This window comes from Microbacterium sp. NPDC012755, assembly GCF_042901325.1.
GTDB lineage: Bacteria > Actinomycetota > Actinomycetes > Actinomycetales > Microbacteriaceae > Microbacterium > Microbacterium natoriense.
Map to the genome: position 1 here is coordinate 2,381,035 of NZ_JBIBCT010000001.1, position 17,549 is coordinate 2,398,583.

Here is a 17,549-nt window from a genome sequence, read left to right on the forward strand (position 1 = left end):
CGGTCTAAGCTTGTCCGGTGACTGTTCCGGGGATTCTGCGCGCCTTGGAAGAGGCGTCTCTGTATCGTGACGCCCTCAGCTGGGCGCAGACCGACGCCGATCTCGGCCTCGTCGACGGACTCGACGCCCCGGTGCTCGCCGGGCTGCTCGAGAAGCGTCGTGCGGCGGGCCAGACGGCGGCGGCGCTCGCCGTGGTGCCCACGGGGCGTCGTGCGGAGAGCCTGGCCGCCGCTCTCGGCGCCTACCTGCCGGACGCCGAGGTGCTCACCTTCCCCGCGTGGGAGACTCTGCCGCATGAGCGGCTGAGCCCCAGCCCCGACACGGTGGGCCAGCGCCTCCAGGCCCTTCGCCGCATCGCCGAGTGGACGGGGGATCACCCGCTGATCGTCGTCGCCTCCGTGCGCGCGGCACTCCAGCCGATCGCCGGCAACCTCGGCGAGATCGCCCCCCTCGAGCTCAGGATCGGCAGCAGGGGCAACGAGCTCGACACGGTCGCGGCGCAGCTCGTCGAGCGTGCCTACTCGCGCGTCGACATGGTGTCGCGCCGAGGAGAGTTCGCCGTGCGCGGCGGCATCCTCGACGTGTTCCCGCCGATCTCCGAGCATCCGTACCGCGTCGAATTCTTCGGCGACGAGATCGACCAGATCCGCGCGTTCTCCGTCGCCGACCAGCGCTCACTCCCGGGAGACGTCGATCTCGTCGACCTGCAGCCGAGCCGAGAGCTCCTCCTCACGCAGGACGTGCGTGACAACGCGCGTGCGCTCAAGGATGCGTTCCCCGCCATCGCGGGCATGCTCGAGAAGATGGCCGAGGGCATCCCCGTCGAGGGCATGGAGTCGCTGCTGCCCGCTGTCGCGGGTCCGCTCAAGTCGCTGGTCGAGTATCTGCCGGAGGGCAGTGTGACGGCGATCATCGACCCGGAGCGCTCGACCGCACGCGCGATCACGCTCGGCGACACCAACCGCGAATTCCTCGATGCCGCGTGGAGTGCGGCGACCTCCGGCGCCTCCGCCCCCATCGACCTGGGCGCGGGCGACTTCCTCACCATCGCCGAGCTCCGCGAGGTCGTGCGCGACCGCGGCGGCGTCCTGTGGCGGCTGAGCCCGTTCTCGATCGGCGACGCCGACGTCGACACCGCGGATGCCGTGGTGATCCCGTCCTTCCACGGCAACGTCGACGGTGCGATCTCCTTCGTCGACGCCCGGGTCTCGGAAGGGTGGCGCGTGGTCGTCATCGCGACCGGCGCCGGTCTCGTCGACCGCGCACGCGACGTGCTCTCCGACCGCGGCATCGCCGCCCGCGTCGTCGACTCCCTCACCGGCCTGCCCGACGGAGGGGTCGCGACCCTCGTCACGGGGTCGGTGGAGGCCGGGTTCCAGGTGCCGGAGGCGAAGCTCGCCGTCCTCACGGACAACGAGTTCTACGGCCGCACCATCGGCGGCGACCAGCGCGTCGTCAAGAAGCTCGCCTCGCGGCGCAAGAACGTCGTCGATCCGCTGCAGCTCAAGCCGGGCGACTTCGTCGTGCACTCGACCCACGGCATCGGCCGCTTCGTGGAGATGACGCAGCGGGAGGTCTCCACCGGAGGCCGCAACGCCACGAAGTCGGTGCGCGACTACCTCGTGCTGGAGTACTCGCCGTCCAAGCGCGGCTACCCTGGCGATAAGCTCTTCGTCCCGACCGACCAGCTCGACTCGCTCTCGAAATACGTCGGCGGCGAGGCCCCGACGCTGTCGAAGATGGGCGGCAGCGACTGGGCTGCGGCGAAGGGCAAGGCGCGCAAGGCCGTGCGCGACATCGCGGTCGAGCTCGTCAAACTGTACTCGGCGCGCATGGGGGCCAAGGGACACGCGTTCGGCCCCGACACGCCCTGGCAGCGTGAGCTGGAGGAGGCGTTCCCGTTCGCGGAGACTCCTGACCAGCTGCAGACGATCGACGAGATCAAGGCCGACATGGAGCGGCCCATCCCGATGGACCGGCTGCTGTCGGGCGACGTCGGCTTCGGCAAGACCGAGGTCGCGGTGCGTGCGGCGTTCAAGGCGATCCAGGACGGCAAGCAGGTCGCCATGCTCGTGCCGACGACCCTGCTGGTCAAGCAGCACCTGGAGACGTTCACCGAGCGCTTCGCCGGATTCCCGGTCAAGGTGCGTCCGCTGTCGCGGTTCCAGACCGACAATGAGGCCCGGCTCACGCTCGACGGCCTCCTCGACGGCACCGTCGACATGGTCATCGGCACGCACCGCATCCTCACCGACCAGGTGATGTTCAAGGACCTCGGTCTGATGATCATCGACGAGGAGCAGCGCTTCGGCGTCGAGCACAAGGACGCGCTGAAGAAGATGAAGACGAACGTCGACATCCTCGCGATGAGCGCCACGCCGATCCCGCGCACGCTCGAGATGGCCGTCACCGGCATCCGCGAGATGTCCACTCTCGCGACGCCGCCCGAGGACCGGCATCCGATCCTCTCCTTCGTCGGACCCCGCAGCGACAAGCAGATGGCGGCCGCGATCCGCAGGGAGATCCTCCGCGAGGGGCAGGTGTTCTTCGTGCACAACCGGGTGCAGTCGATCCAGCGCGTCGCGGCGGAGCTCGCCGAGCTCGTGCCGGAGGCCCGCATCGCCGTGGCGCACGGTCAGATGGGGGAGCACCAGCTGGAGCAGGTCGTCGACGACTTCTGGGAGCGCAAGTTCGACGTGCTCGTCTCGACGACGATCATCGAGACCGGGCTCGACATCTCCAACGCCAACACGATCATCATCGACCGCGCCGACAAGTACGGTCTGAGCCAGCTGCACCAGCTCCGCGGACGCGTCGGCCGCGGACGCGAACGCGCCTACGCGTACTTCCTCTACGACGACATGAAGCCGCTGTCCGAGACGGCGGCCGACCGGCTGCAGACCATCGCCGTGAACAACGACCTCGGCTCCGGCATGCAGGTCGCCCTCAAGGACCTGGAGCTGCGGGGCGCGGGCAACATGCTCGGCGCGGAGCAGGCAGGTCACATCGCGGGCGTCGGCTTCGATCTGTACCTGCGCATGATCGGCGAGGCCGTGTCCACGTTCCGCGGCGAGGAGGTCGAGAGCGGGCAGGAGCTGCGGCTCGAGCTCCCGCTCGACGCGCGGATCCCCGAGTTCTACATCGACAGCGAGCGACTGCGCCTGGAGGCGTATCAGAAGCTCTCGGCGGCTTCGGCCGCGACGGCCAAGGACGAGGCGATCGACCTCGTCATCGCCGAGCTCACCGACCGCTACGGAACTCTGCCAGAGGAGGTCGAGGGGCTGATCGCCATCGCCCGCCTGCGCCGTCGCGCCGCGAGGGCCGGGCTGACGGATGTCGTCACGATGGGGTCGAACCTGCGGATCGCCCCGGCGCGCTTCGAGGACTCGATCAAGGTGCGGATGCAGCGGCTCTACCCGAAGGCGAAGCTCGTCGGCGGGGGAGAAGCGCTGGTCGTGCCGATGCCGACCGTGCCCGCTGCCGTCGGCGTCGGCCTGGAGCCGCTCGCCGACAAGGCCCTGCTGGAGTGGGTGGCGCAGCTGTTCACCGCGCTCTTCCCCGAGCCGGTCGCGGCCGGTCAGCGGGACTGACGTGGGGCGGCTGAGCATCAAGCGCGCGCTGCAGGTGCTGTCGACGGTGCTGGCGGCCGTCGCCGGGGCGCTCGTGCTCTTCCTGCCCAGCTACACCGTGGTGCGCACGGACTCCGCGGGGAACGAGAGCACCAGCACCCTGAGCATCTGGCAGTACAACGGTCCGATCATGCTGCTCGTCGTGGCGGTCCCGGTCGTCATCGCGCTGGTCCCTGCCCTGGTCCGCGGGAGGTGGTGGCCGGTCGTGAGTCTCGTCTCGGCGGGGCTGCTCCTCGGTGTCGCCTTCCTCGGCGCACCCACCGTGGGGTTCGCCTTCCTGCCCGCGGTCGTCGCCGCCGTCGTCGCGGCGATGATGCGGCCTCGCGTGGGGTCGCCGCGGGAGTAGTCGTCACCCTGCCGGTGCGACGCTGACCCGGAAGGCTCCCGTCTGCCCGTGGCTGTCGACCTCCACCGCGAACCCCTCTCCCACCGTCGTCACCTGCGTGATCGTCGTCGAGGGGCAGCTCACCTCCAGCAGAGACGGCGTGGTGTGGCTGGGCGGGGCATCTCCTTCGGCGAAGCGCAGATCGAGAGTCTCTGCGCCGACGCACTCCAGAACCACGGTGAGATCTCCTGGTGGCTGGCTCTGATCCATCCAGAAGGCCGGCTGGGTCGCATCCTCCGGGCCGAAGCTTCCCCACATCGACGCAGGAGCGACCAGGGCCACGGCTGGGGAGAGCTCGTCGTAGTAGGACGCGTACTCGTCGACGACGACGACGGACGACGGGGACGGAGTCGGGGTCGGTGCAGGCGGAGTCGGGGAGGGGAAGCATCCCGTCAGCACGGCAGCGCCGAGCACGATGCCGGCGGCGGATGCGAGCCGCACCGCATCCCGCGCTGCCGGCAGCGCACGGTAGGGGACGTCGACCATGCCCCGAGCGTAGTCGTGGTCGGCGCAGATGACGTCGGAGTTCCGCACCGACACCCCCGCCTGGGATCCGGCGGAGCACAACTTCGGAGGAGGGGCGCGACACGCCGAGGACGAGCGGGATGCCGACGGGGTGTCGATCTGCCGCTCCGAAGCCGTGCTCGGGGGAGCGAGGCGAGACCCACCTGCCGCACCCCGGTTGCGGGGGAATCGTGCACGCCCGTCCGTCCGTCGCACTAGTCTGGCGGCATGTTGTACGAGCACCTCGGGGCTCGGCCCCGGATCCATGACACCGCCGTCGTCGCTCCCACAGCCGTGATCTCCGGAGACGTCGAGATCGGCCCGAACTGCCAAGTGCTGCACGGAGCCGTGATCACCGCGGAGGGCGGCCCGATCACGCTCGGCGAGCACGTGATCGTGATGGAGAACGCGCTCATCAGGGCGACCGCCGCGAACGCGGTGCACATCGGGGCGCACACACTCGTCGGCACGCTCGCGAGCATCGCCGGCGCCACGGTGGGCGAGGAGGTCTTCCTCGCCTCGGGGGCCCGCATCTTCAACGGCGCGCTGATCGGCGACCGCTGCGAGGTGCGCGTCAACGCGATCGTGCACCGCAGGGCGGTCCTCCCCGCGGGCGCCGTCGTCCCGATCGGCTGGGTCGCGGTGGGCGATCCGGTCCAGCTGCTCTCGCCCGACCGCGAGGCGGAGATCGCCGCCGCCCAGCCCGAGCTGGACTTCCCCGGTCACGTGTTCGGGGTCGACCGCGACACCCCCGATCTCATGGTGCAGCTCACGGAGCGCTACGGCAGCTCCCTCGCGCGGCACGCGCACGACACCGAGGTCCGCGACGCATGAGCGCGGAACAGGGCGGAGGCCTGGTCAGGCCCGCCGTCACAGAGCAGGATGCCGCGACGATCGCGCGCGAGTGCTACGGCCTCGACGCGACGGCGAGCGAGCTCGGCAGCAATCAGGACCGCAACTTCGTGCTGACCGAGGCCGGAGGGGCGCGCAGCGTGCTCCGCGTCGACAACCCGGTCTTCGGCGACGAGGCGCGGGACGCGCAGCACGCGGCGCTGGACGCCTACCGTCGCGTCGGCGTCTCGGTGCCCGCCGTGCTGCCAGGGCTCGACGGCGAGCTCACGCAGCGCTGGCGGGGCTTCGCGGTGCGCCGCAGCGAGTTCGCCGCGGGCGAGCCGATGGTCGATGCGGGGTATTTCGCTCCGGTCGTGCTGGCCGAATTCGGGGCGCTGGCCGCGGCCTCCGTGACGGCCCTCTCCGCTCTCCGGCATCCCGGCCTCGACAGGGCGCACATGTGGGACATGCGCGTCGCCTATGCGGAGACCGTCGCGCTGGAGTCGTCGATCACCGACCCGGAGCTCCGCGCTCGGGTCCGCGCGGCCGCCGACGAGGCGCAGGCCGTCGTCGCCGATCTCGGGCCCGCGCTCCCTGTGCAGCCGATCCACGGCGACCTCACCGACGACAACGTCACGGGGACCCGCGGCACGGATTCGCGCCTGCACCCGGGCACCGTCCTCGATCTCGGCGACCTCGCTCTCGGCTGGAGGGTCGCGGAGCTCGCCGTGTGCGCGTCGTCGATGCTGCATCACGAGCCGGACCGTCCGCTGCGGGTGCTCGACACGATCGCGGCGTTCCACGACCGTGCTCCGCTCACAGACGAAGAGGCGCGTGCCGTGTGGCCGCTCGTCGTGCTCCGTGCGTGCCTGCTCGTCGCCAGCGGGTGGCGTCAGCTCGAGATCGACGGAGACAACGACTACGCGAGGGAGCGCATCGCGGGCGAGCAGGCGATCTTCGACGCCGCGACCCTCATCCCGCTGCGGGAGGTCGTGGAGCACGTGCGGGCGCGCCTGGGGTTCGATGCACCGCGGTTCGAGGCGGCGACGGATGCGGCTCCGCTCGCGTCGCTGCTCCCCGAGCTCTCCGGTCCTGTGGTCGTGCTCGACCCCGGAGTGGAGTCGGCGGAGCTGGAGTCCGGACTCTGGCTCGATCCGGATGCCGAGGCCGCTCTCGCCGCCGCGGCGTTCGCATCGGGGGCGTCGGCCGCGGTGCTCCCGTACGGAGTGTTCCGCCTGACCCGCACCGAGATCGACAGGGCGGATGCCGCCGCGACCTGGCCGGTCGAGACCGAGGTCCACGTCGCGGCCGGGGCGGAGCTCGCCCTCGCCGCGCCGCTCGGCGGCAGGCTCCATGCGCACGAGGGCGGTGCGCAGATCGTGCTCGAAGACGGATGGGTGCTCGGCATCCGAGGCGTGCGGATCGACGGGCTCGTGCCTCGCGAGGTGCGGGCGGGGGAGCGCATCGGCGCGCTCGCGGCCTCCGATGATGCGCGAACGATCGTGATCGGCGCGCGGCGCGAGGATGCGCCGGAGCTTCCACCCGAGGCCTCGGCGGGAGCCGCGCTCGTCGCTCCCGACCGCGTCGCGGCATGGAGCCGTCTCACCGCCGACCCCGCCCCGCTGCTCGGGCTCGCGTCTCTCGTGCAGCACGACGAGTCCGCCGCCGAGCTGCGCCGCAGGGAACGACTGTTCGCCAGTGCCCAGGAGCGCTATTACGAGCACCCTCCGCAGATTGAACGCGGATGGCGGCACCACCTGGTCGACACCACGGGCCGCGCCTACATCGACATGGTGAACAACGTGGCGGGACTCGGGCACGGTCATCCGCGCGTCGCCGAGGCGGCGAACAGGCAGCTGCGCACGCTCGGCACGAACTCGCGCTTCCTGTTCCGCGAGCTCGCCGAGTACAGCGAGAGACTGCTCGCGCTCATGCCGCAGGGGAGCGGGCTCGACACGGTCCTGCTGGTGAACAGCGGGTCGGAGGCGGTCGACCTCGCGCTGCGCCTGGCTCAGGCCGCGACGGGTCGGCGGTCGATCGTGGCGCTGCGCGAGGCGTATCACGGCTGGACCATGGCCAGCGATGCCGTGACGACGAGCGCATACGACAACCCGGATGCCGTCGGCACCCGCCCGGAGTGGGTGCACGTCGCCGACGTGCCGAACGTCTTCCGCGGCACCTACCGCGGCGACGGCACGGCCGAACGCTATCTCGCGGATCTCGCCGCCGACATCGAGATGCTCGCCGCCGAGGGGAGGGACGTCGCGGGGTTCGTGTGCGAGTCGATCCTCGGCAATGCGGGAGGGGTGCTCCTGCCTGACGGGTATCTGGCCGGCGCCTACGAACTCGTCCGCGCCGCCGGCGGTCTGTGCATCGCCGATGAGGTGCAGGTCGGATTCGGCCGCACGGGTCGCCATTTCTGGGGGTTCGAACGCTCCGGCGTGCTCCCTGACATCGTCACGATCGCCAAGCCCATGGGCAACGGGTTCCCGATCGGCGGGGTGATCACCTCCGCTGCGATCGCCGACGCCCTGGCCGCGCAGGGGCAGTTCTTCTCCTCCGCCGGCGGCAGCACGCTGAGCTGTCGGGTCGGCATCGCCGTGCTCGACGCGATGGTCGAAGACGATCTGCAGCGCAACGCCCTGGAGATCGGGGAGCGGCTCGCCTCGGCGCTCAGCGACCTCGGCGACCGGCATCCGCTCGTCGGACCGGTGCACGGGGAGGGGCTCTATCTCGGGGTCGAGCTGGTCCGCGACCGGGAGACGATGGAGCCCGCCGCCGCGGAGGCCGCCGCGATCTGCGAGCGGCTCCGCGAGCTGGGCGTGATCGTGCTCACGACCTCGGAGCGCTCGAACGTCCTCAAGATCAAGCCGCCTCTGTGTCTGACGGCCGCGAGCGCCGACCATGTGGTCCGGATGCTGGACAGGGTGCTGCGCGAAGGCTGGTAGTCGCTGACTCGCCCCCTTCGAATCCCGTGCCGTTCCGTCATGTTAACTGCGTGTTTCGAATCAGTTCTAGGGGTCGCGCTGAGGAATGGATGGGTACATACTGATCCTCAACGTCGGACGACCCGGACTCCGACCCCTTGCGTTGTTCCCTAAGGAGTGAACATATGGCGACAAAGACCAAGCCGCTCGCCCAGGGCGGTGGCACCCTGAAGCGGAACCTCGGCCTGTGGGCGATCGTCGGACTCGGACTCGGCTACATGACGCCCACCGTCGTCTTCGACACGTTCGGTATGGTCGCCCGCGACACGAACGATGTGGTGCCCGCGGCGTACCTCGTCGCCCTGGTGGTGATGGTCTTCACGGCGATCAGCTACGGCAAGATCTCCAGCGCGATCCCGAGCGCCGGGTCGGCGTACACCTACGTGCGCGAATCGATCCACCCGAACCTCGGCTTCATGGTCGGCTGGACCTCGCTGATCGACTACGTCCTGCTGCCGATGGTGAACTGCCTCATCCTCCGCAGCTACCTCGAGGCGCTCTTCCCCGACATCCCGGGCTGGATCTGGGTCGTGCTCTACTGCATCCTGGTCACCTCGGTCATCTACATGACGATGCGCGGCACCTCGAACGCGAACATGATCCTGCTGGTGTTCTCGATCATCGTCATGGCCGTGTTCGTCGTGATGGTCGTCGCACAGCTCATGCGCGGTGAGGGCGCCGCCACCATCGCCTCGGCCGCGCCGTTCATCCACGACGGCGTCACGATGGGCGCGGTGCTCATGGGCGCCACGATCGTGTGCTTCTCGTTCATCGGCTTCGACGCGGTGACGATGTACGCGGAGGAGGCGAAGGATCCCAAGATCATGCCGAAGGCGATCCTGCTCACCGTGCTGCTCGGCGGTGCGATCTTCCTCGTCGCCTCGTACGTCACGCAGCTGCGCTTCCCCGACTGGAACGAGTTCGCCCCTGGTGGCGACATGCAGTACGTCGAGGACTCGACGCTGCCGATCATCGGCAAGCTCGTCGGCGGCGACGTCCTGATGGCGGTCCTGACGGCGGCGGGCTTCGCGGCCACGCTCGCCTCGGGTCTCGCATCGCACGCGTCTGTCTCCCGCATGCTGCTCGTGATGGGACGCAACAACGTCCTCCCACAGCGCTTCTTCGGATACATCAACCCGCGCACGCACACGCCGACCTTCAACATCGTGCTCGTCGGCGCGATCTGCCTGCTCGCCATCCCCTTCACCCTCGAGCTGATCGCCGCGTGGATCAACTTCGGTGCGCTGATCGCGTTCACCTTCGTGAACATCTCGGTGATCGCCTGGTTCGCGATCCGCAAGGGCCGTCGGAAGACGCCGGGCGACATCTTCAACTACATCGTGATGCCCGCGATCGGCATGGTGCTCACCGGCCTCCTGTGGGCGAACCTGCACGAGGATGCGCTGCGCGGCGGGCTCGTCTGGACGGTGCTCGGCGTGATCTACCTCGCCGTCATCACGAGGGGATTCCGCAAGAAGGTCGTCGCGTTCGACGAGAACCAGGCCGTGACGGGCTACAACAAGGTCGTCAAGGTGCCGGTCGACGAGAGCTGACGGCATCCGTTCATGAAGAAGGCCGCCCCTCGCTCACGCGGGAGGCGGCCTTCTTCTCGTCGATGAGGGGTCAGATGACGCCCTGGGCGAGCATCGCGGCGGCGACGCGCTCGAAGCCGGCGATGTTGGCCCCGGCGACGTAGTCACCAGGACGGCCGTGGCGCTCGGCGGCGTCGAAGGCCGCGGAGTGGATGTCGGCCATGATCTCGCGGAGCTTGTTCTCGCTGTCGCCGAAGCTCCAACGCTGGCGCGACGCGTTCTGGCTCATCTCCAGTGCCGAGGTCGCGACGCCGCCGGCGTTCGCGGCCTTTCCGGGGGCGAAGAGCACTCCCGCCTTCTGGAAGGCGTCGACCGCGTCGGGGACGCAGGGCATGTTCGCGCCCTCGGAGACGGCGCGCACGCCGTTGGCGATGAGCGCCTCGGCATCGGGCAGGCTCACCTCGTTCTGCGTGGCGGACGGCACGGCGATGTCGACCGGCACCTCCCAGACGCTGCCGCCCTCGACGAAGCGGGCGCTCGGACGGCGGTTCGCGTACTCGACGATGCGGGCGCGCTCGACCTCCTTGAGCTGACGGAGCAGGTCGAGGTCGATGCCGGCGTCGTCGACGACGTAGCCGGAGGAGTCGGATGCCGTGACGGCGGTCGCGCCGAGCTGGGTCGCCTTCTGGATCGCGTAGATCGCGACGTTGCCCGAGCCGGAGATGCCGACGCGCTTTCCGGCGAGCGTCTCGCCGTGCACGGCGAGCATCTCCTGAGCGAAGAACACCGCGCCGTATCCGGTGGCCTCCGTGCGCACCTCGGCGCCGCCCCAGCCTGTGCCCTTGCCGGTGAACATGCCCGACTCGTGACGGTTGGTGACCTTGCGGTACTGGCCGAAGAGGTAGCCGATCTCGCGGCCGCCGACGCCGATGTCTCCCGCGGGGACGTCGGTGTGCTCGCCGAGGTGGCGGTACAGCTCGTTCATGAACGACTGGCAGAAGCGCATGACCTCGGCATCGGACCGGCCGTGCGGGTCGAAGTCCGATCCGCCCTTGCCTCCGCCGATGCCCTGACCGGTGAGGGCGTTCTTGAAGATCTGCTCGAAGCCGAGGAACTTGATGATCGAGAGGTTCACCGACGGGTGGAAGCGCAGGCCGCCCTTGTAGGGGCCGAGCACCGAGGAGAACTGGATGCGGTAGCCGCGGTTGACCTGCAGACGTCCGGCGTCGTCGACCCACGGCACGCGGAACATGATCTGGCGCTCCGGCTCGACCAGGCGCTCCAGGATGCCGCCGTCGATGTACTCCGGGTGCTGCTCGAGCACCGGGGCGATCGAGTGCAGCACCTCGTGCACGGCCTGGTGGAACTCCGGCTCGTGCGGGCTGCGGGCGAGCACCGTGTCGAAGACGGGCTGCACGGAGTCGGCGAGCGGATGGAAGTCAGGGGTCGTCGTTGCGGTCACGCGAATGCTTTCTGAAAGGGGGATTTTGAGCGCGGGCGATCGTGTCGCGTGAGTGCTTCGCCGGATCAGGCGGAGTTTTCACTCTACCGGCCGCGCGGAGCGGGCCGTCCTCTGCGACGTGCGTGCGCAGCTCACCCGGTGTTCTGCAGGCCGGCGGCGACGCCGCTGACAGACAGCAGGAGGAGCCGGCGCTGCTCCTCATCGACACCCGAACCCGTCGCGTCCTGTGCGGAGCGCAGAGCGCGGAGGGCGCGCAACTGCAGCAGCGAGAGCGCGTCGACGTAGGGGCTGCGCAGCTGCACGGCTCGCTGCAGCACGGGCTTGTTCACGAGGAGGCCCTCACCGCCCGTGAGGCGGATGACCCACTGCCGAGTGAGAGCGAGCTCATCGAGCACGAGAGCCGCGAGGTCGTCGCGGTCGCCGAGGGCGAGGTACTGGCGGGCGATGCGCTCGTCGGTCTTCGCGAGGCTCATCGCCACGTTGTCGATCATGGTGCGCAGCAGCGGCCATTCGCGGTAGGCCTCGACCAGCAGCGCCTCGTCTCCGACGGCGTCGAGCGCGGTGCCGAGGCCGAACCAGCCGGCGAGGTTGATGCGCGCCTGAGTCCATGCGAACACCCACGGGATCGCACGGAGGTCCTCGAGGGATTCGACCGAGAGCCCGCGGCGGGCCGGGCGGGACCCGAGGGCGAGCAGGCCGATCTCCTCCATCGGGGTGACCGTGGCGAACCAGGGCGCGAAGCCCTCCGCCTTGACCAGCGAGAAGAAGCGCTCCCGCGAGGACACGTCCATGGTGCGGGCGATGTCCGCGTAGCGAGCGGCCGCGCTGCTCGTGCGCTCCTCGACCGTGGGGGAGGAGGCGAGCAGCGTCGCCGCGGCCACCTGATCGATGTGGCGCATCGCGATGGCCGGCTCGCCGTAGCGGGCGAAGATGACCTCGCCCTGCTCGGTGAGCTTGAACCGGCCGTCGACGGAGTGCGGCGGCTGCGCGAGGATCGCCGAGTTCGCCGGGCCCCCGCCGCGTCCGAGCGCGCCGCCGCGTCCGTGGAAGAGGGTCAGCTCGATGTCGGCATCCCGCGCCCACTGGGCGATCTTCTCCTGCGCCTCGTAGAGCGCGAGGTTGGCGGCCACGGGGCCGACGTCCTTCGAGGAGTCGGAGTAGCCGAGCATGACCTCCAGCCGGTTGCCGGTCGCGGCCATGCGCGCACGGAACTCGGGGAACTCGACGGCCTCGGCGAGGATGCCGGGGGCGGCCTGCAGGTCGGCGAACGTCTCGAACAGCGGGACGACGTCGAGCACGGGGGCATCGTCGCCGAGCGCGTGCCGGGCGAGACGGTGTACGGCCGCCAGGTCGGAGGCCGCCTGCGTGAAGGAGACGACGTAGCGTCCGGCGGCGCGGAGCCCGCGATCGCGCTGGATCTCGGCGATGGCGCGGAAGACCTCCAGCACCTCCTCGGTCTGCGCGCTGACGGGCTCGCCGCTCTCGATCTCCGCAAGAGCCTTCGCGTGCACCTGCGAGTGCTGGCGCACCTCCAGCTCGGTGAGGTGGAACCCGTAGGTCTCCACCTGCCAGATCAGATGCTGGACGCCGCCGAAGGCGTGCCGACGGGCGCCGGCTTCCGCCAGCGATCCCTGCACGGCGCGGAGATCGGCGAGCAGCTCGTCCGGGCCGGAGTAGCGGAGCTCGTCGCCGCGCCGGGTCGCCGCGACCCGACGGGCGAGCACGAGGATCACCCGACGGTGCGGCTCGCCGGGGGAGCGGGTCGCCAGCTCGGCTGCCTCCCGTGGCTCCCTCGCGGCGTACGCCTCCCACAGTGCGATGACCTCGGAGCTCGGCGGCGTGTCCTCCGCGTCGAGGGTGAGCGTGCGGCCGATGCGCTCCAGGGCGCGCTCGAGTCCGCGCAGCACGTGATCCGAGGCGATCTGCGAGGCCTCGCGCGTCACGGATGCCGTGACAAAGGGGTTGCCGTCGCGGTCGCCGCCGACCCAGGAGCCGATGCGCACGAAGGCCGGCACGACGGGGGCGCTCGCGCCCGACTCCTCGCCGCGCAGCGCGTCGTCGATGGTGCGGTACACGTGGGGCACCGTCGTGAACAGCGTCTCGTCGAAGACGCCCATGACCGTGCGCACCTCGTCTGTGGGCGACGGCTTTTGCGCGCGCAGCGGAGCGGTGCGCCACAGGGTGTCGATCTCCTCCAGCATCCGGCGTCGCGCACGGTGCTCCTCGGCCCCGCCCGCGCTCGCCGCGTCGTGCTGGGTCAGCAGCTCCGACAGGCGTCGGATGCTCGACGACACCGCGCGGCGACGGGCCTCCGTGGGGTGGGCGGTGAAGACGGGGTGGAAGCGCAGGCCCTGCAGCCGGCGGCGCGCCTCGTCCTCGCCGACCTCGCTCTTCAGTCGCGCGTACGCGGTGGCGACGGTGTCGGCGGCATCCTCTCGGCCCGGCTGACCCGCGCGCTCGCGCAGCACGCGCACGCGCTGGTGCTCCTCGGCGAGGTTGACCAGGTGGAAGTAGCAGGTGAAGGCGCGGGCCACCTCGTCGGCGCGCTGCACCGTGAAGGACTCGGCGATCGCCGCCGCCCTGTCGAAGGCGTCAGGGGTCTCCTCGTCGTACGCCTGGATGGTGGCGAGGCGGAGGCGCTCGACATCTTCGAACAGGTCGTCGCCTCCGGCTTCGCGCAGCACCTGGCCGAGCAGCGCGCCCAGCATCCTCACGTCGGATCGCATGGCGTCCGGGATGCCGCGGCCTGCTTCGAACCGTCCGATGACGCGGATCGCTTCGGTGTTCGTGGGCTCGGGAAAAGACTGTGCGGGGGTCACCCTTCGAGAGTAGCCGGGAGCGGAAGGGTGCTCCGCCCGCATGACGCGTCGTAACGAACTCTTCATGAACGGCGCCGGTCCGATCGGTCTCCGCGTCTCGTGCGGCCGCTGCGGACGCGGCCGCACGTAGCATGGTGGGAATGCGCATCTCGGCGAACCCCCTCCGCGGTCAGCAGTTCCCCGCCGTCCTCCTGCTGATCGCAGCGGGCCTCGGGATCCTGCTCGCCAACCTGCCCACGCACGACGGGATCGCCGCCGTCCTGGACATCCACATCGCCGTGCCCGGCACCGCGCTCGATCTCTCCATCGCGCACTGGGTGTCGGACGGGCTGCTCGCCGTCTTCTTCCTCGTCGTCGCGATCGAGCTGCGACACGAGCTCACGCACGGCGAGCTCGACTCCCCGCGCAAGGCGCTCCAGCCCGCGATCGCCGCCACCGGAGGCGTGCTGGTCCCGATCATCGTCTACCTCCTGATCGCCGGCGACGCGAGCACCGCGTCGGGCTGGCCCGTGCCGACGGCGACCGACATCGCCTTCGCCCTCGGCGTCCTCGCGATGTTCGGTCGAGGACTGCCGTCGGGCGTGCGGGTGTTCCTCCTCGCCCTCGCGATCCTCGACGACATCATCGGCATCATCTTCATCGCGGTGCTGTTCGCGCACGATGTGCAGTGGCTGCTGCTCGTGCTCGCCGTGGTCGCGGTGGCCGCCTTCTGGGCGCTGAGCCGACTGCTGCACGCCACGGGGCATCCGGCGATCGCGCTGGCGATGGCTGCGGTCGGCATCGTGGCCTGGGGACTCGTCGCCGCGTCCGGCATCCACGCCACGATCGCCGGCGTGCTGCTGGGGCTCGTGATGGCCCCGATTCCTGCGGGGCGCGTGCGCCACGCCCTCGAGCCGACCGTGAACGGTGCGATTCTGCCGCTCTTCGCCTTCGTCGCGGCGTTCGTGGTGATCCCCGCGGTGTCTCCGACCGAACTGTCGCCGGCGTTCTGGGGCATCGTGATCGCGCTTCCCGTCGGCAAGATCGTGGGCATCTCCCTCTTCGGCTGGATCGCCATGCGCATCCGTCCGCGCGGCGCCGCGCCCGCTCTCCCGTTCGCCGACCTGCTCGCGGCCGGCGCGTTGGGCGGCATCGGCTTCACCGTGTCGCTGCTGCTCGCGAACCTCGCCTTCGCGGCGGACGACGGCATCCGCGATCAGGCGATCCTCGGCGTCCTCGTCGGCTCGCTCATCGCGCTCCTGCTCTCGGCGGTCGTGGTGTCCCTGCGCTCCGGCTGGTACCGTCGCGTGTCCGCCGCGTCCTCATGACCACGAAGGAGTCCGCATGACGACTGCCGACCAGGACCCGCTGCGCGAGGTCGCCGAGACCATGCGGGCCGTGCGCGAGCGGTGCGTGTGGTCGCAGCGGATCACCCACCGCGACCTCGTGCCGTACCTGATCGAGGAGTCGCACGAGGTGATCGACGCCGTCGAGAGCGGATCGCGCGCCGATCTCCGCGAGGAACTGGGCGACCTGCTCTGGCAGGTGCTGTTCCACTCGGCGATCGCCGCGCAGGACCCGGACGACCCCTTCGACGTGGACGACGTCGCCCGCACGCTCAACGAGAAGATGGTGCGACGGCATCCTCACGTCTTCGCCGGTGAGACGGCCGAGACGCCCGAGGAGGTGCTGGTGCACTGGAACGCCGCGAAGGCCGCGGAGAAGCGCACCAGGCGGAGCGTGCTCGACGGCATCCCGCGCGGCATGCCGGCTCTCGCGCTGGCGCAGAAGGTCGTCGGCCGCGCCGAGGGCGTCGGCGCCGTGGTGCCGGCGCCCGCACAGACCCCGGGGTCCGAGGCCGAGCTGGGCGACGCGCTCCTCTCGCTCGTCGCGTTGGCTCGCGACAGCGGGTGGGATGCCGAACGGGCGCTCCGCGAGCGCCTCCGAGTGCTCGAAGACGAGGTCCGCGCCGCCGAGTCCGACCGCTGAGTCGTCGAGTCGCTCCGCCGACCTGGAAAGATGGAGGCGTGGCTACTGTGAACCCGCCGCGCGGCATGCGCGACATCCTCCCCGCCGACAAGGCGCGCCGCGAGCGCGTCCTCTCCGTCATCCGCGACCGCTATCGCGCGCACGGCTTCGACGAGATCGAGACCCCGGCCCTCGAGGAGTACTCGCGTCTGCATGCGGGCATCGGCGGCGACAACGAGAAGCTCGCCTACAACGTCCTGCGCCGGGGACTCGATGCGGAGGCGATCCGCGAGGCGGCCGACGACACGGCGGCCCTCGCCGACCTCGGACTCCGCTACGACCTCACCGTTCCGCTCGCCCGCTTCTACGCGAGCAACCGCGGTCAGCTGCCCGGCGTCTTCCGCTCGATCCAGATCGGTCCTGTGTGGCGCGCCGAGCGTCCGCAGAAGGGCCGCTACCGCCAGTTCGTGCAGTGCGACATCGACATCATGGGCGACGAGTCCTCGCGGGCCGAGGCGGAGCTCATGGTGGCCTCGCTCGACGCGCTGGACGCGCTGGGGCTCGAGGGCGCGACCGTGCGCATCAACGACCGGCGGGTGCTCGACTGGATGCTGGAGACCTTCGGCTTCGGCGCCGACGAGCGTCCGGGGGTGCTGATCACGATCGACAAGCTCGACAAGATCGGTCCCGACGGCGTGGCCGCGGAGCTCCGCGAGCGCGGCGCCGCGCCGCAGGCGGTGGACGCCTTCGAAGCGTTCCTGCGGCGTCCGCAGACGATGGAGTACAACCCGTTCGGCGAGCGGCAGATCCGCAAGGCCCTCCCGGAGGACGCGCCGGAGGAGATCGTCGCACACCTCGTCGGCATCGGAGACGCCGTCGCCGCCGGCACCGGCCGCACCGACATCCCGCTCCTCTTCGATCCGTTCCTCGTCCGGGGCATGGGCTACTACACCGGCACGATCTTCGAGCTGGCGCACCCCTCCGTGGACTACTCGCTGGGCGGAGGCGGGCGCTACGACGGCATGATCGGGCGCTTCCTCGGACAGCAGGTCGCGGCCGTCGGGTTCTCGCTCGGCTTCGAGCGGCTCGTCGACCTCGTGACCGCCGACGCGGATGCCGCGGCGCGGGCCGTGGTGCTCATCCACGACGCCGACGTGCCGGTCGCGGAGCTCGTCGCGCACAAGGCCGCGCTCGTCGCCGACGGCGCGCGCGTGCGCCTGGAGCGCCGCACGAAGAACCTCAAGGCGCTGCTCGAGCGCTCGGCCGCCGACGGCTACACCGCCTTCGCGACCGTCGCCCCCGGTGCGGCGGAGCTGGAGCTCAAGCCGCTCAGCTGAGCGGGTGCAGGCGTTCGTCTCGTCGCTGCGCTCCTCGCTCGACGACCGGGTGACGCCGGTCGTCGAGCGAGCGGAGCGCGTCGACACGCTCGTCTCCTGCCACGACATCGGCCCCG

At 70.5% G+C, this 17,549-nt stretch carries 11 protein-coding genes; 8 read left to right on the plus strand and 3 right to left on the minus strand.

The genetic code is table 11. The annotated features are described in order from the left end of the window. The first annotated feature begins 17 nt into the window (after positions 1-17). Positions 18-3,590 carry a transcription-repair coupling factor gene (gene mfd / locus ACFY5A_RS11010; RefSeq protein ID WP_387233945.1) on the plus strand — a complete coding sequence of 1,191 codons (3,573 nt, stop codon included), beginning with the start codon at positions 18-20 and terminating at the stop codon, positions 3,588-3,590. Position 3,591: 1 nt separating this feature from the next. Next, entirely contained in the window at positions 3,592-3,975 is a 384-nt protein-coding gene (locus ACFY5A_RS11015) for a hypothetical protein (RefSeq protein WP_387233948.1), read from the plus strand. 3 nt (positions 3,976-3,978) lie between these two features. Here ACFY5A_RS11015 and ACFY5A_RS11020 read toward each other — a convergent pair whose 3' ends face one another. Beyond that, positions 3,979-4,500, minus strand: a complete 522-nt coding sequence (locus tag ACFY5A_RS11020; RefSeq protein ID WP_387233951.1) for a hypothetical protein — start codon at positions 4,498-4,500, stop codon at positions 3,979-3,981. 246 nt (positions 4,501-4,746) lie between these two features. On the opposite strand from ACFY5A_RS11020, the gene ACFY5A_RS11025 reads away from it, so the two are divergent. The 3 genes from ACFY5A_RS11025 (at position 4,747) to ACFY5A_RS11035 (ending at position 9,889) form a co-directional block, all read left to right on the plus strand. Continuing rightward, a complete protein-coding gene (locus ACFY5A_RS11025) occupies positions 4,747-5,352 on the plus strand; it encodes a gamma carbonic anhydrase family protein (RefSeq protein WP_387233954.1) in 606 nt (201 codons plus the stop codon). Further along, positions 5,349-8,297 carry an aminotransferase gene (locus ACFY5A_RS11030; protein ID WP_387233957.1) on the plus strand — a complete coding sequence of 983 codons (2,949 nt, stop codon included), beginning with the start codon at positions 5,349-5,351 and terminating at the stop codon, positions 8,295-8,297. The genes ACFY5A_RS11025 and ACFY5A_RS11030 overlap by 4 nt, the downstream gene beginning before the upstream one ends. A gap of 164 nt (positions 8,298-8,461) precedes the next feature. Further along, the gene (locus ACFY5A_RS11035; RefSeq protein WP_341939819.1) at positions 8,462-9,889 is read left to right on the plus strand and encodes an APC family permease; all 1,428 of its coding nucleotides are present in this window, start codon (positions 8,462-8,464) and stop codon (positions 9,887-9,889) included. Positions 9,890-9,959: 70 nt separating this feature from the next. On the opposite strand, the gene gdhA is transcribed toward ACFY5A_RS11035, so the two are convergent. Then, the gene (gene gdhA / locus ACFY5A_RS11040) at positions 9,960-11,330 is read right to left on the minus strand and encodes an NADP-specific glutamate dehydrogenase (RefSeq protein WP_387233961.1); all 1,371 of its coding nucleotides are present in this window, start codon (positions 11,328-11,330) and stop codon (positions 9,960-9,962) included. Positions 11,331-11,461: 131 nt separating this feature from the next. Next, positions 11,462-14,149 carry a phosphoenolpyruvate carboxylase gene (locus tag ACFY5A_RS11045; protein ID WP_387233963.1) on the minus strand — a complete coding sequence of 896 codons (2,688 nt, stop codon included), beginning with the start codon at positions 14,147-14,149 and terminating at the stop codon, positions 11,462-11,464. A 140-nt stretch (positions 14,150-14,289) separates the two neighbouring features. On the opposite strand from ACFY5A_RS11045, the gene ACFY5A_RS11050 reads away from it, so the two are divergent. From ACFY5A_RS11050 to ACFY5A_RS11060, 3 genes are all read left to right on the plus strand, one after another. Next, complete coding sequence (locus ACFY5A_RS11050) at positions 14,290-15,456, plus strand: Na+/H+ antiporter NhaA (RefSeq protein WP_387233966.1); 1,167 nt, start codon at positions 14,290-14,292, stop codon at positions 15,454-15,456. Between the two features lie 16 nt (positions 15,457-15,472). Continuing rightward, positions 15,473-16,117 (plus strand): MazG family protein, encoded by a 645-nt coding sequence (locus ACFY5A_RS11055; RefSeq protein ID WP_341939816.1) that lies wholly within the window; start codon positions 15,473-15,475, stop codon positions 16,115-16,117. 65 nt (positions 16,118-16,182) lie between these two features. Continuing rightward, positions 16,183-17,433, plus strand: coding sequence for a histidine--tRNA ligase (locus tag ACFY5A_RS11060; protein WP_387235926.1), 1,251 nt, complete (start codon positions 16,183-16,185; stop codon positions 17,431-17,433). The last annotated feature ends 116 nt before the right edge of the window (positions 17,434-17,549 follow it).